The 14,679-nt window shown below is 64.9% G+C and carries 10 protein-coding genes; 5 read left to right on the top strand and 5 right to left on the bottom strand.

Translation table 11 applies throughout. The annotated features are described in order from the left end of the window. The first annotated feature begins 1 nt into the window (after position 1). Entirely contained in the window at positions 2-985 is a 984-nt protein-coding gene (hemB, locus tag GC088_RS10590; RefSeq protein WP_323958974.1) for a porphobilinogen synthase, read from the top strand. Then, positions 986-2,308 carry a glutamate-1-semialdehyde 2,1-aminomutase gene (gene hemL, locus GC088_RS10585; protein WP_323958973.1) on the top strand — a complete coding sequence of 441 codons (1,323 nt, stop codon included), beginning with the start codon at positions 986-988 and terminating at the stop codon, positions 2,306-2,308. It abuts the gene before it with no gap. A gap of 109 nt (positions 2,309-2,417) precedes the next feature. Here the strand turns inward: hemL and GC088_RS10580 are convergent, their stop codons facing one another. The 4 genes from GC088_RS10580 to GC088_RS10565 form a co-directional block, all read right to left on the bottom strand. After that, positions 2,418-3,260, bottom strand: a complete 843-nt coding sequence (locus tag GC088_RS10580; protein ID WP_323958972.1) for a MetQ/NlpA family ABC transporter substrate-binding protein — start codon at positions 3,258-3,260, stop codon at positions 2,418-2,420. A gap of 117 nt (positions 3,261-3,377) precedes the next feature. Then, complete coding sequence (locus tag GC088_RS10575) at positions 3,378-4,133, bottom strand: methionine ABC transporter permease (RefSeq protein WP_323958971.1); 756 nt, start codon at positions 4,131-4,133, stop codon at positions 3,378-3,380. After that, positions 4,130-5,110, bottom strand: coding sequence for a methionine ABC transporter ATP-binding protein (locus GC088_RS10570; RefSeq protein WP_323958970.1), 981 nt, complete (start codon positions 5,108-5,110; stop codon positions 4,130-4,132). Before GC088_RS10570 ends, GC088_RS10575 begins: the two co-directional genes overlap by 4 nt. 288 nt (positions 5,111-5,398) lie before the next feature. After that, complete coding sequence (locus tag GC088_RS10565; RefSeq protein ID WP_323958969.1) at positions 5,399-6,085, bottom strand: 3'-5' exonuclease; 687 nt, start codon at positions 6,083-6,085, stop codon at positions 5,399-5,401. A 108-nt stretch (positions 6,086-6,193) separates the two neighbouring features. Between GC088_RS10565 and GC088_RS10560 the strand changes: the two genes are divergently transcribed. From GC088_RS10560 to GC088_RS10550, 3 genes are read left to right on the top strand one after another with little or no spacing between them, the layout of a single operon-like run. Then, positions 6,194-6,613 (top strand): MGMT family protein, encoded by a 420-nt coding sequence (locus tag GC088_RS10560; protein WP_323958968.1) that lies wholly within the window; start codon positions 6,194-6,196, stop codon positions 6,611-6,613. Continuing rightward, positions 6,610-9,990, top strand: coding sequence for an ATP-dependent helicase (locus tag GC088_RS10555; protein WP_323958967.1), 3,381 nt, complete (start codon positions 6,610-6,612; stop codon positions 9,988-9,990). The genes GC088_RS10560 and GC088_RS10555 overlap by 4 nt, the downstream gene beginning before the upstream one ends. Next, positions 9,987-13,499: an ATP-dependent helicase gene (locus GC088_RS10550; protein WP_323958966.1), complete on the top strand. Its 3,513-nt coding sequence runs from the start codon at positions 9,987-9,989 to the stop codon at positions 13,497-13,499. The genes GC088_RS10555 and GC088_RS10550 overlap by 4 nt, the downstream gene beginning before the upstream one ends. On the opposite strand, the gene GC088_RS10545 is transcribed toward GC088_RS10550, so the two are convergent. Further along, a complete protein-coding gene (locus tag GC088_RS10545; protein WP_323958965.1) occupies positions 13,451-14,560 on the bottom strand; it encodes a macrolide 2'-phosphotransferase in 1,110 nt (369 codons plus the stop codon). The two genes, GC088_RS10550 and GC088_RS10545, sit on opposite strands and share 49 nt — an antisense overlap. Positions 14,561-14,679 lie beyond the last annotated feature (119 nt).

Genomic DNA, 14,679 nt, shown 5'->3' with positions numbered 1-14,679 from the left:
CGTGAGCTTTCCCCAACACCGCCCACGCAGGCTCCGCTCGACCGCCGCGATCCGGCGGCTCACCGCCGAGCACCGGCTCAGCGCCGCCGAGCTCATCCTGCCGGCCTTCATCCGCGAGGGTCTCGACAATCCCGTCGCGATAAGTTCCATGCCCGGAGTGGTCCAGCACACCAGCGACACCCTCAAGCGGGCAGCCGCCGAAGCTGCTGCCCTGGGAGTCGGTGGGATCATGCTTTTCGGAATCCCCGCACACCGCGATGCAACCGGTAGCGCCGGGCTGGATCCGGAGGGCGTGTTGAACAGGGCCATCGCCGACGTGCGGGCGGAGGTGGGCGATGATTTGGTCGTCATGAGCGATGTCTGCCTTGATGAGTTCACCGACCACGGCCACTGTGGTGTGCTGTCCGCGGACGGTGCCGTGGACAACGATGCAACCCTTGAGCTCTATGCCCGGATGGCCGTAGCGCAGGCCGACGCCGGAGCCCACGTCCTCGGCCCCTCGGGCATGATGGACGGCCAGGTCGGGGTCATCCGACGCGCGCTTGACGCGGCCGGACATCAGGACACCGGTGTGCTGGCCTATGCCGCGAAATACGCCTCCGCGTTCTACGGACCCTTCCGCGAAGCGGTTGACTCACAGTTGCAGGGCGATCGCCGGACCTACCAGATGGACGCCGCAAACCGCCGGGAAGCTCTCCTTGAGGTGCAGCTGGACCTCGAAGAGGGTGCCGACATGGTCATGGTGAAGCCCGCCATGAGCTACCTGGACATCGTTGCCGATGTTGCGGCCATGTCCCCGGTGCCCGTCGCGGCCTACCAGATCTCCGGTGAGTACGCCATGATCGAGGCGGCCGCCGCGAACGGCTGGATTGACCGCCGCCGGGCAATCGAAGAATCGGTACTTGGAATCAAGCGGGCCGGAGCCCAAATTATTTTGACCTACTGGGCAGCCGAACTGGCCACCTGGCTGAAGGAGAACGAGTAAATGACAACTTCCGAAGAGCTTTTCGCCCGCGCACAGTCGCTCCTCCCAGGCGGGGTCAACTCGCCGGTCCGCGCGTTCGGCTCCGTTGGGGGTACGCCACGGTTCCTGGTATCCGCCGAGGGTGCTTACGTCACGGATGCAGACGGCCGCCGCTACGTCGACCTGGTCTGTTCCTGGGGTCCGGCGCTCCTGGGGCACGCGCACCCCGCAGTGCTTGAGGCAGTCCACTCCGCCGTGGACCGGGGCCTCTCGTTTGGAGCCTCCACCCCGGCTGAAGCGGATCTGGCGCAGCTGGTCCGGGAGCGGGTTCCCGCCGTCGAGCGCCTCCGGATGGTCTCGACCGGCACCGAAGCCACCATGACCGCCGTTCGCCTTGCGCGCGGGTACACGGGCCGGAACCTGATCGTAAAGTTCGCCGGCTGCTACCACGGGCACCTGGACGGGCTGCTCGCGGCAGCCGGTTCCGGTGTGGCTACCCTTGCCCTTCCCGGGTCTGCGGGCGTAACCGAGGCGACGGCGGCGGAGACTCTGGTCCTGCCCTACAACGACGTCGACGCCGTCGAAAAGGCTTTTGCGGAGCACGGCTCCTCCATTGCAGCGGTGATCACCGAAGCTGCTCCCGCGAACATGGGCGTGGTGGAGCCCGCGCCGGGCTTCAACGCCGCGCTTTCCCGGATTACCTCCGAGCACGGGGCTCTGCTCATCGTCGACGAAGTCCTGACCGGGTTCCGTGTAGGACCGGGCGGCTACTGGGGACTCACCGGGCGCGGCGAGGGTTGGACTCCCGACCTGTTGACCTTCGGGAAGGTGATCGGCGGCGGCCTGCCGGCTGCAGCCCTCGGCGGCCGCGCGGACATCATGGAGTACCTCGCGCCACTCGGGCCGGTCTACCAGGCCGGCACCCTGTCGGGGAACCCGCTGGCCATGGCGGCCGGTGTGGCCCAGCTGACTCACGCAACGGATGAGGTCTATCAGCACATCGACGCGCGCTCCCTCGAGCTGTCCGCTGCCGTATCCGCTGAGCTGGACCGTGCCGGCGTTGACCACTCCGTGCAGCGCGCCGGAAACCTGTTCAGCATCGCGTTCGGCACCGCCGAGCGGGGAGTATCCAACTACGCCGATGCGCAGGCACAGGAGTCCTTCCGGTACGCACCGTTCTTCCACTCCATGCTCGAATCCGGCGTGTACCTGCCGCCCTCGGTTTTTGAGGCCTGGTTCCTTTCATCAGCCCACGACGACGAAGCCATGCAACGCATCTTCGACGCATTGCCGGCAGCGGCCCGGGCCGCCGCCACCGCCGGGGCCACGCCCTCGGGCGTCTAACCGAAGGTGCATTCGGCGAAGACAACGAAAAGGCCGGCGGCCCCTCAGGGGGACCGCCGGCCTCTTCATAGCCGTTACGTGCAGCCGGAGCTACCTATACGGCCGTAGCCTAGAAGGCCGGGGTTACGTCACCGCTGGGCCAGGTCTCCTCGATGTACTGCTTGACCTCAGGTGAGTGCAGCAGCTCCTCGAGCTTGGCGATGCGTGCATCGCCTTCCGAGGACGTGTTCCACGCCAGGAAGTTGGCGTACGGGTTCTCCTCGACGGACTCGACCACGAGCGCGTCCTCGGTGCTCAGGCCTGCGTCAAGGATGTAGTTGCCGTTGATGATGGCAAGGTCGACCGTGGGGTCCTGCAGGTCATTAAGCAGCAGCTCGGGCTGGTTCTCAACGAACTCAAGGCCCTTCGGGTTCTGCTCGTCGGTTAGCGCGAGGACCGAAGCATCGGCCTCGATGTTCTCCAGCAGGCCCGCCTCTTGAAGCAGGGTCAGCGCCCGTGCCTGGTTGGAGGGGTCGTTGGTGATGGCAACGCGGCCGCCGTCGGGAACGGCCGAGATGTCGTCGTGCTTCTCCGAGAAGGCGGCGTAGGGCTCGATGTGGACGCCCTCACCGTGCGCGAAGTCGTAGCCCTGGCTCTCGACCTGGCTCTCGAAGTACGGCAGGTGCTGGAAGTAGTTCGCATCCAGATCGCCCTCGCTCAGTGCGATGTTCGGAGTCGTGTAGTCGTCGAACTCCTGAATATCGAGCTCGATGCCGGATCCCTCGGTGAGGTTGTCGCGGACGAACTCGAGAATCTGTGCGTGCGGCACCGGGCTGGCACCGACCGCGATCGTCTCCGGGTTGGCCGGGTCGAGCGATTCGACGGCAGCCGGAGCGTCGTTGCCTGCGCCGCAGGCAGAGAGGGTGAGAAGTGCGGCGAGCCCGGCGGCTGCCAGCGAGAACTGCTTACGCATGAATTCGTGCGTTCCTTTCGTAGTACCGGCCATGCCTTCGTCAGGCGTGCGCCGGAGGGGTGACGGCTGGCGGCTACCGGCCGTCGTCGTCCGCTGCTGGGCGGGACAAATGGGTGGTCAAGAGCCGAGGACGCCGTTCACGACTTCCTGCCCGCGGGAGCGCCTGCGGCGGCGTACACCGGCAGTAGCTGCCGTGCGGTGATCCACGCGCTGGGCGAGCCGGTCGCCGATCAGCTGGATGATCTGGACGATGGCAACGATGATCACGATGATCACCACCATCACGGCGGTGTCGAAGCGCTGGAGGCCGTAGTTGTACGCGAGCCGACCAAGGCCGCCGCCACCGATGATTCCTGCCATCGCTGAGTAACCTACAAGCGTCACAAGCGTTGTGGTGAAGGCGGCAATCAGCGACGGGAGCGCCTCGGCGATGAGCACCTTGGTGATCACCTGCATCCGGGTGGAACCCATGACGAGTGCGGCATCGATTTTCCCTGAGGCAACATCGCGCAGGCTTGTCTCCACCAGACGGGCGAAGAACGGGATCGCACCGATGCTGAGGGATACTGACGCGGCTACCGGTCCGATTGAGGAGCCGGTGAGGAAGCGAGCAAGCGGGATCAGGGACACCATGAGGATGGCGAAGGGAATGGATCGCGTGATGTTGACGACGATGTCGCTGACGATGCGGTTGACGACCGGCATCGGCCGCAGGCCTCCCGGCGCACTGGTGTGCAGGAATACGCCCAGCGGCAGGCCGACCAGGAGCGTGAAGAACCCGGAGATGCCCACCATTTGCAGGGTGGCCACGAATTCCTCGGGCAGGGCTTCGGTGATGCCGGGATTGTTGAACAGATCACTCAGGACGTTCATGCCGCCACCTCCACATGTACGCCGGCGGTCTCCAGGTATTCCGTGATCTCCGTAATGGGATGCGGGGAGTCGACCTCGACACGTAGCCGTCCGAAGCGGCTGCCGCCAAGCGTTTCGACTGTGCCTGCGATGACATTCACATTGGCGTCGAAGCGGCGCGTGAGCTCGGAGAGGATCGGCGCGGTGGCGGTTTCTCCGACGAGGAGAAGTTCAAGTTCGGGAAGATCCTTCTTCACGACGCCGGATGGAAGCGGCATCAGCGACTTGCCGAGAGAACCTGTCCGGCTGGCCACAACCTGCTGCAGCGGCCCATGCTCCACGATCCGGCCGCGTTCCAAAAGGGAGACCGAATCGCAGATGCGCTTGACCACATGCATCTCGTGGGTGATGACAAGAACCGTGAGGTTGAGCGTCTGCGTGAGGTTCCGGATGAGCGTCAGGATGTCTTCCGTTGTTGCCGGATCCAGCGCGGATGTGGGCTCGTCGCAAAGCAGAACATCCGGGTCCGAGGCAAGCGCCCGCGCTATTCCCACCCGCTGTTTCTGCCCGCCCGACAGTTGGGAGGGGTAGGCGTCCGCGAACTCGGCCAGCCCCACCAGCGAGAGTAGTTCAGAGACTTTGCGGCTGATCGCTGCTTTAGGAGTTTTCACGAGCTCAAGCGGATGGGCCACATTCTGCGCGGCAGTGCGTGAATCCATGAGGTTGGCGTGCTGGAAGACCATTCCAATCCGCCGGCGCGCAGAGCGCACCTCCGAATCCTTGACGTTGGTGAGTTCGCGGTCATCAATGACGACCGAGCCCGAAGTGGGCCGGTCAAGGAGTGTCAGGCAGCGGACCAGGGTGGACTTGCCTGCGCCGGAATGACCGACGATTCCGTGGATCGACCCCCTAGGAACGGAGAGAGAAACGTCGTCGAGCGCGGTAACGGTCCGCTCACCCTGACGATAGGTCTTGCGCAGGTTGGTGACTGTAATCATTGGTCCTCGTGCAGGTTGGAATCGCAGGGTCTCTGCGGTGTCCGTAACTCCGATGAACATGGAAGAGGCATCTGTCTGATGCTTTGGGAGGAGTCCGATGGATTGTCTTTCCACGTGCCGACAGTCGGCTGGAAAGATTGGACGCCATGCAATTGTGCCACGGTTGAAAGATCCGACTGAAATTTGGTGCTGCTCCTCACGGCCTCGGTGGAGTGGGAAGCAAATCAACCCGGAAAATCGAAGAATCTGCGACGAACCTCCTTGGGGAGCAATTCTTTGGAGGCACGATCAGCAGGCAATTGCCGGCCACTGGCCTTCGACAGCCGCAGACGGATCCATGCGTCGCAGATACTCCTGCAGGCTCGCCGCCTGCCCTCGAGCCCACCTGATCTGTGATCCGTGCAGTTCGGCAGCCGGGCGGCGGAGGTGCTCAAAACGCTGGGCAAGCTTCGACCCGACTGCGAGCGTGGCGGCAGCGTCCGCCGTCGACGTATGCGCGTTGAGCAACTCCACGCCGTAGTGCTCACACATTGCGGACAGGGTGCGTTTCCCCGGACGATAGCGGTCTGCCTGCTTGTCCATCACCCACGGATCGAGGACCGGACGAGCATCCGGAGTAGAGACGCCGTACCGCATGCCCTCCCGGGCAAGCACGGTGAAGTCGTAGCGGGCGTTGAACGCGAGGACAGGGATTCCCGCCCGGAAATAGCCCGCCAGGACGCTGGCTACCTGCCTCACCACCAGCGGGGCGGCTGATCCGCGCGCGACGGCGGTGGCAGTTGTAATTCCGTGGACCGCCGAAGCCTCATCGGGGATGTCGACGCCCGGATCGGCAAGCCACTCATGCTGCTCAACCAAACCACCGTGTTCGTCCACAAGAACTACCGAGGCGGTCACTATGCGCGCGGTAAGCGGGTTACGCCCCGTGGTTTCCAGGTCAAAAGCTGCGCGGGGGCGGAGGTGCCAACTGTTCATGGGAAGAAGCTACGGCGCGCCTCTGACATTGCAGTACGGCAGTAGCCGGCAACCCGAGAAACGAGCCCGAACTTCGGCGGGCCTCCACCGCACCGCTACGCTGGTGCGGTGCGGAACAGAGGACAGGCTTACGGGGAAGCCGTCCTCGACGTCGTTCGGCTGGTGCCTCCGGGCAAGGTCCTCACCTATGGCGACATCGCTGAGATTCTTGAAGTCGGCGGTCCCCGGCAGGTCGGGTCCGTTCTCTCCCGTAGCGGAGCCGACGTTCCGTGGTGGCGGGTACTCAGGGCGGACGGCCGACCTCCCACCGGTCTGGAGGCCGACGCCGTCGAACACTACCTGGCGGAGGATACGGCCCTCCGGGCATCCGAAGAGCAGAAGGTCGATCTTGTCCGCGCTCGGTGGCTACCCCGGCTGCCGGAGCAGGAAGAACTGCAGCGTATCCGGCAGCGGCTGGCCCGGGCTCTGGCCGGGGGAGCACCGGAAATGTCGGAAATGTCAGAGGTGGATGATGGAGTCGGTTCATGAGCAGTTTCCGTCAGATGCACCCGGATTCAGGTGGGCAGAACATTCCTGGTTTGGCAGCCGGTCTTCGTCTTCCATCCGTGGGACCGGGCGCTGAGGAAGACCGCAGGACAATCCGGCCCAGCCGCGCCCAGCAGGAGGTACTGGGCCTTGGTCCCGGTTGCGGCCCTGTGCTCGTCCTTGGAGGACCAGGAACGGGCAAAACCAGCCTTCTCGTCGAGTCGGCGGTGCGGTGGATCCGGCAGGGGCAGGCGGACCCTGCGGAGATCCTTGTCATTGCTCCCACCCGTACGGCCGCAGCGCGCCTTCGCGATGAGGTGACCCTGAGCCTTAACCGCACCGTCAGCGCTCCGCCGGCACGTACCTGGTCGTCGTTCGCCTTCGACCTTGTGCGGCGCGCCAGGGTCGCAGGGTTGCTCCCGGAGCTGGCTCGCGCGCCGCGGCTTTTGTCCGGGGCTGAGCAGGACCTGATCATCAAGGAACTGCTCGACGGCCATCGGCGGCTCGGGTTGCTCGAAGCCCGCTGGCCGGACGGGTTAAGGCTGGCGCTGGGGACACGCGGCTTCCGACAGGAAGTCAGGGAACTCTTCGACCGCGTCAGCGAGTACGCGCTCCACCCGGATGAACTGGCAAATCTGGGCCGCAGATTCGACCGCCCTGACTGGACGGCCGCCGCCGCCCTCTACAGCGAGTACAGGGATGTCCTGGACTTGAGGATGCCGGAGGCGTTCGACCCTGCGGGAATTCTCACGGCTGCTCGGGGTGTCCTGGAGAACAACAGTGAATTCTGGGAGGAGGAACGGCGACGCTACAAGCTGATTCTCATCGACGACTACCAGGAGTCCAATACAGCCATGCACGCCCTCTGCGGGCTGATCGCTGAGGGAAAGGATTCGCTGATCGCAGCATGCCCGGACACCGTTGTACAGGGTTTCCGTGGAGCACGGCCGGAGTTGGCCGGACGGCTACCCGAGGTTCTGGGCGAAGTCCGCACCATGATCCTGGGAAAGTCGCACCGACTACCCGCCGCCCTCGCGAGAGGCTGGCGCGCCGTCGCTGCAAGGACTCCCGTCAGCGGAGTGGCGGTCGGCTATCGAAAACTCTCGGAAGAGCCTGGAACTGATGGACAAGGTGCCCAGGCTGGTCCCGAGGAAGGCATTGGAGGCACCCTGTCCGTGCACGTCGTGGATTCCGGGTACCACGAGCAGCGTTACGTTGCGCAGCGGATCCTGGAAGCACACGTCCAACAGGGACGGAGCTTTGACGATATCGCCGTGATCACGCGCACGGGTGCGCATGTGGGTGCGCTGCAGCGGTATCTGGCTGCACAGGACATTCCCGTGAGCGTGCCGCCGGCCGAGCGCGCGATCAGGGATGAGCCGGCGGTACGTCCGCTGCTGGACATTCTTTCCGTTGTCACAGGAATCACCGAACTGGACGCAGAACTTGCCGTATCGCTCATGACCTCCAGAATCGGTGGAGCCGGACCTCTCGAGATCCGCCGCCTGCGCCAGCTGCTCAGAAGGCGGGAACGGATCGCCGACGGAGAGCGGGAATCAGATCAGCTGATAGTCGACCTACTCAGCGGAGGCGCAATAGAGGACAACTCGGTACAGCTGCGGCCGGCCCGTCGGCTGTGGACAATGCTGAACGCCGGTCGGCAGGCTCTGCAGGATGAGGCCAGCACTCCCGAAACCGTGCTCTGGGCCGTGTGGTCGTCCTCCGGCCTCTCTGCCCGGTGGGAGGAGGCAGCGCTTCGTAGGGGTCCCTCCTCGGCCCGTGCTGATCGCGACCTGGATGCCGTTGTCGCGCTCTTCCAGACGGCTGAACGCTACGTCGATCAAATGCCCGGCGCGCCCACCGCCGGCTTCCTCGAGTACCTGCTCAGCCAGGAACTGCCCATGGACACCTTGGCTGCGAGGGCTCAGAAGGGTGCTGCAGTAGCAGTGATGACCCCCGCCGCGGCAGCGGGCCGCCAGTGGCCGCTCGTCCTGATCCCAGGGGTGCAGGAAGGGGTCTGGCCCAACCTGCGGATCCGCGGTGAGTTGCTTGGCTCAGGGGACCTCGCAGCGCTGCTTGAGCATGGGGCAGATTTCCGGAAGCACCGCGACCCGCTCAGTCTCATGCAACTCACCCGGGCAGATGAACTACGCAGCTTCTCAGCTGCCGTCAGCCGCGCATCGGAAGAACTGATCTGTGTGGCGGTTTCGTCGGAGGACCAGCAGCCGTCGTCGTTCCTTGACATTCTCGACCCGCTTCCTCCGGGAACCTTCGATCGGCCGCGAACCGAGGTGAAGCGCCCATTGACGCTGCGCGCCCTCGTGGCCGAGCTACGCAAGTATGCCCAGCAGCCGGAGCGACACCCGGAGGAGGCCCGCGAGGCGGTCGGCCATCTCGGGTCCATGGCGGTGCAGCAACCGGAGGTTCCCGGCGCGCACCCCGATCAGTGGTGGGGCCTGGCTGAGCTGTCCTCAACCGGCCCTGTTGTTCCGGACGATGGCATCGTTCCGGTTTCCCCATCGAAGGTCGATGCTGTGCTCTCCTCTCCGCTGAACTGGTTTGTATCGGCGGCGGGAGGGGAACGACCCACGGACTTCGCCCGATCGCTTGGAACACTTGTCCACGCGATTGCACAGGACATGCCGGACGCCACTGGGAACCAGTACGCTGCCGAGCTGATGCGCCGTTGGCCGGGGCTGGGCATGAAGGACACTTGGGAATCAAAGGCCGACTTCCAGAGGGCCGAGCAGATGGTGAGGAAGCTCGGCGCCTATCTGGTCGAGATGAGACGCGCCGGCCGTTCCCTTGAGAGGGTTGAGGCGAGCTTCAGCGTCGACCTTCCGGTGCCGATCAATGGGACAGAACGGCAGGCGCAGCTGAGGGGACAGGTCGACCGCCTTGAAGTTGACCAGGATGGGCGATTCTTCATCGTTGACCTGAAGACCGGAAAGAGCGCGCCGACCGACGCCGAGGTTCCCCAGCATCCCCAGCTCGCGAGTTACCAGGTTGCCGCGGCGGAGGGCGGGTTCAACCGACATTCCCACTCCGACTCCGACTCCGACTCCGACACCGGCACCGGGGAGGCAGGTGCAGGTGTTGGCAACTTCGGCGACACAGGATTGTTCAGCGGGCAGCGATTGGGTGGGGCGGCGCTGGTGCATTTGGGCACAACCGCCAAGAGTCCGAGGATCCAGGACCAGCCGGCGCTGCTCGCCGGCGAAACCTGGGCGTACGAAATGATCCAGCAGGCAGCGGTGCTCATGGCCGGGGCCGAATTCGAAGCAGTACACGACCCCAAACGCTCGGGCTACGGAGCCGGAAGCTGCCGTCTTCCGGAGATCTGCCCACTGTGCCCTGAAGGAAAGCAGGTGACCGAATGAGCGCTCGAACCACGCAGCAAACCCAGCCGGACAGTCCGGAGGAGGTACTTTCTGCCGAAGCCCTTGCCCGCCTGCTCGCCGGTGACTCGGCAGCTGAGGTTCTGTACCCGACTCCGGAGCAGACCCGGATCATTGAAGCCCCGCTCACTCCTCTGCTTGTGATTGCCGGTGCCGGTTCAGGCAAAACCAAGACCATGGCAGACCGGGTGGTATGGCTTGTGGCGAACGGGCTGGTCCGGCCGGAGCAGATCCTCGGAGTGACGTTCACACGTAAAGCCGCCGGCGAACTGGCCACACGCATCCGCCAGCAACTGGCCGCTCTCTATCGTGCAACAGGCGAAACCGTGGATGAGCCCGCTGACGACCGGCTGGAACCGACGATTTCCACCTACCACTCCTACGCGAATGGGATCGTGCAGGACTACGGCTTGCGGATTGGTGTGGAACGTGACGCCGTCATGCTCGGCACAGCACAGTCATGGCAACTCGCCAGCAGGGTGGTTGAGTCCTACCCGGGGGCCTGGGAACACCTCTCTGCTGCCAGGTCCACCCTGACAAACGCCGTGATCTCGATGGCGTCCGAGTGCGCCGAGCACCTCGCTGATCCCGCTGCGGTCCGCAGCACCCTCCTTGCACACATTGACTATGTCGAGGGCCGTCCCTTCCAGGCGGGGAAGGTTAAAGCGGCAACCCAGGGAGTGCAGAAGCTCCTGAACAAGTTGCGTACCCGGGCAAGCGTCACCGAGATGGTTGAGCAGTACGCTTCAGCGAAGCAGCAGGGCGGACAGTTGGACTATGGAGATCTTGTCTCCCTCGCTGCCCGGATAGTGAGCGAGGTTCCGGAAGCCGTGGAAGTGGAGCGGCAGAAGTACTCCGTTGTCCTGCTGGACGAGTTCCAGGACACGTCCCATGCGCAAATGGTCCTCTTCTCCACGCTCTTCGGAGATGGCCGGTCGGTAACGGCCGTGGGCGACCCGCATCAGTCGATCTATGGCTTCCGGGGTGCCTCAGCCGGGCAGCTTGGCACCTTCCGCACCCGATTCCCAATGCGGAAAGACCACTCCCTGGTGCCCGCGCCCGTGGTCAACCTTTCCGTTGCATGGCGCAATTCCACCGGAATCCTGGCTGCGGCCAACACGGTAGCCTCTGCATTGAACGACCCCCCGCCCTGGCTGCGGACACAGAGGCGCCTTGAAGTGCCCGCGCTGCTTCCCCGTCCCAAGGCCCCGGTCGGGGAGGTTTACATTGGCCGCTATCTCAGTGAATCGCGTGCCGATTCGACGGCGCCTTCCGCGCCGGACAACCCACGCGCCAGTGAGGCTGCTGCCCTCACGCAAATTATCGAGGCGCAGCGTCGGCGCTCGTTCGACACCGACGACGGCGGACGTCCGCTCCGTCCCACTATCGCTGTCCTATGCCGCGGACGCAGGCAGTTCGAGCCCATCCGGAAGGAGCTGGAAGCAGCGGACATCCCGGTGCAGATCGTCGGTCTTGGTGGGCTCCTCAGAACTCCTGAAATCATCGAGATCCTCTCTGTGCTGCGGGTGCTGGGAGACCCGGAACGATCAGACGCCATGATGCGGCTTCTGGCTGGGGCACGCTGGCGCCTTGGCGCTGCGGACCTGATGGCGCTCGGGGACTGGTCGAGGCAGATCGCCCAGGATCGCGACGCACGCATTGGTCAGCTGAAAGCCCAAGGCAAGGGAGCCAGTCCCTTCGAAGGAGGGGAAGCACCGCCGGACAACGGAGAAGCGCCGGCTTCCGCCTCCGTACCACCCACGGATGCTGAACCGGCAAGTCTGGTCGATGCAGTAGACCACCTCCCGCCGGTGGGCTGGGTATCGGCGGGCGGCCGGAGCCTGTCCGATTCAGCGAGGCAACGGCTCGGGCTCCTGCGCGACGAGCTCCGACGGCTGAGGCTGTCGGTGGGAGACGACCTGCACTCGCTGATCGGCGAGATCGAACAGACCCTGCTGTTGGACATTGAGCTAGCGGCCAAGCCGGGGGTGAGCATTCACGAGGCCCGACGCAACCTCGATGCCTTCGCCGATGCCGTAACCAGCTTCGTCTCAACCTCCGACCGCATCGACCTTCCTGCCTTCCTGGCCTGGCTGGAAGCCGCGGATGCCGAAGAGGACGGTCTGCCGGTCACCGCCCTGGAGACAAGCAGGGAAGCAGTACAGTTGCTCACTGTCCATGCATCCAAGGGCCTGGAATGGGACGTGGTCCTCGTCCCCGGCCTGAACGCCGGCTCTTTTCCGAGCAGTACCGACTCACGCTGGAGTTCGGGCGACGCGGCCATTCCGTGGCCGCTGCGGGGTGATGCAGCAGAGCTCCCTGTCTGGGACTGGGAGCAACCGGACCAGAAGACCTGGCTGGAGAGCGAGAAGCTGTTCGCGGAGGACGCGCTCCTGCATACGGAGCGTGAAGAGCGGCGCCTTGCCTACGTCGCAGTGACCCGCGCTCGCCACGTACTCGTCTGCTCGTCTTCCGCATGGGGCGGGGGACGATCGAAGAGCACAGCCTCCTCGCCATACCTTGAGTCGCTCCGGGCACTGGCGGCGGCCGGGGAACCGGGATACCGGGAGCTCGCCTGGCTTGAGGACGCAGATGTCGGCGAGAGCAATCCCGCCCGAGCGAATGAAGAACGGGCGCTTTGGCCCACGGACCCGCTGCGGGAACGACGCGAAGCCATGGAGTCGGCAGCAGCGGCGGTCAGGGCAGCCGCAGAGCAACGGCACTCCGGTGGGGGAGTTGATTCCCCGCAAGCTCTCCCGCCTGGCACAGGCCGATGGGACGACGAGGTGCGCAAGGCGCTCGCCAGGCAACAGCGGCCGGCAGAGAGCACCGTAGAACTACCAACCCATATCTCGGCGTCGCTCATGGTGGAACTGACCGAGGACAGCGCGGCGGTGGCACGAAGGCTGAGGCGTCCTGTGCCGCGCAGGCCCGGCACTGCCGCGAGGCGAGGAACCGCCTTCCACGCCTGGATCGAGGAGTTCTACGGGTCAACCGGCATGCTCGATCTTGGCGAGTTCCCTGGAGCAGCCGATTCATTCGTCGACGACGGTTTGAAGCTGGAGCAACTCACAGAGAATTTCCTCGCATCCCCGTGGGCTGGACGCATGCCCTACGGCATTGAGGTCCCCGTGGAGACGAGGGTGCAGGCGCTGGTCGTACGCGGACGCATCGATGCCGTTTTCCTCGATGATGACGGCGCGTGGGACCTGATCGACTGGAAGACCGGACGTCCTCCCGCTCACGCGGACCGGGAAGCCAAGGCCGTCCAGTTGGCCGTCTACCGGTTAGCCTGGTCCAGGTTGAAGGGCGTGCCGCTCGAGAAAGTGCGGGCAGCCTTCTACTACGTCAGCCATGACCTGCTCGTCAGGCCGCATGACCTTGCGGACGGCAACAAGCTGGAGGGGATTCTGCGTAGGGCGACGCAGAATCCGCAGGGAATTCAGGAAAGGCGCACCACCGGAAGCGCCGACGTTTCGAGGCTCTCGTGATGCGACCACGAGCGGTCAGCTTCCCTGCCGTTGTGCCCGTCGCTATTGTCCGTCGACCTTCCGCGGCGTGCAGTGTCGCCGTTGTCGGCAGTCGCATTGCCGGCGTGGTGATCATCGCCATCGTCAGCGGCATCGGGCGAGGATGCCTCCTCGGCGGCCAGGTCCGCTGACAGCGATGCCATCATCTCTTCCGCTTCGGACACCATGGTCTCGTCATTCAGTGCCAGCCCCCGGACCATCCACTGCGCAAGAGCAAATTCTGCGGCAAGTGACGCCCGGCGCAGCAGGTGACCGTCCGAAGCGTCGGAACGCGCCTCGAGGTAAGCAGCGTGCACGCGGTCGGCGAATTGCGCATCCGGGGCTGCGGCCAGCCAGGCAAAGTCATCGGCCGGATCTCCAACTGAAAGATCCGTCCACCCGGCGACGGCAGATACCCTGCCGGCAGCGACCAAAAGGTTGTCCTCGTGGAGGTCGCCGTGCACCACCGTCGGGTTGAATCGCCACAGCGAGACGTCCTCCAACGCATGCTCCCAACGGAGCAGCAGGTCGGAGGGAATCCGGCCCGTGGTCGCAGCCTGGTCCAGCTCATTGAGACGGCGCTGACGTACTTCATTCGCTTCATACGAAGGGAGGTCCGCACTGCTCACTATGGCTCTCGGCAATTCATGGACGGCAGCGATGGCCCGACCCACTTCAGTTGCCAGAGCCGGGCCTCCGGATGCCAGTTCCTCAAGCGACCGGGTAGCGCCCTCGATGTGTGAGTAGACGAACGTCCGCAGCTCGCCCTGGCGCACCGTCCCGGCGACGTGCGGAACCAGGAATGGCAGTTCAGCCCGCACAGCGGGAGTGAACGCGCGCAGTACCTGAAGTTCCGTTTCCAGGCGCATGCTGGCCTCAGCGTGCCGCGGGGCACGCACGCGCCACTGCTTGCCGGCGTCGTCAATCAACAGCGCCGACTCGAAGTCAGCCGGATCATCCGGTGCACCGCACACGCCGGTCGGGGAAAGACCGGGCACGGCCGCGCTGGCGAGGGCGGCGAGTTCCATGGGTGAGCGTTTCACTCCTCCACGTTAAGCGCGCCGCCCGCAGGCGGCGGGGGTTCCGGACGGCGAGTCGCGGCTAGGGCCCACTATTCCTCCCAGGAGGCCTCCGAATGTCCATTTGAGGGTGCTGGAAAGTA

This window comes from Arthrobacter sp. JZ12, assembly GCF_035189165.1.
Taxonomy (GTDB): domain Bacteria; phylum Actinomycetota; class Actinomycetes; order Actinomycetales; family Micrococcaceae; genus Arthrobacter_D.
The sequence above is the reverse complement of the archived record's forward strand: the minus strand, read 5'-3'. Positions and strand labels throughout refer to the sequence as shown.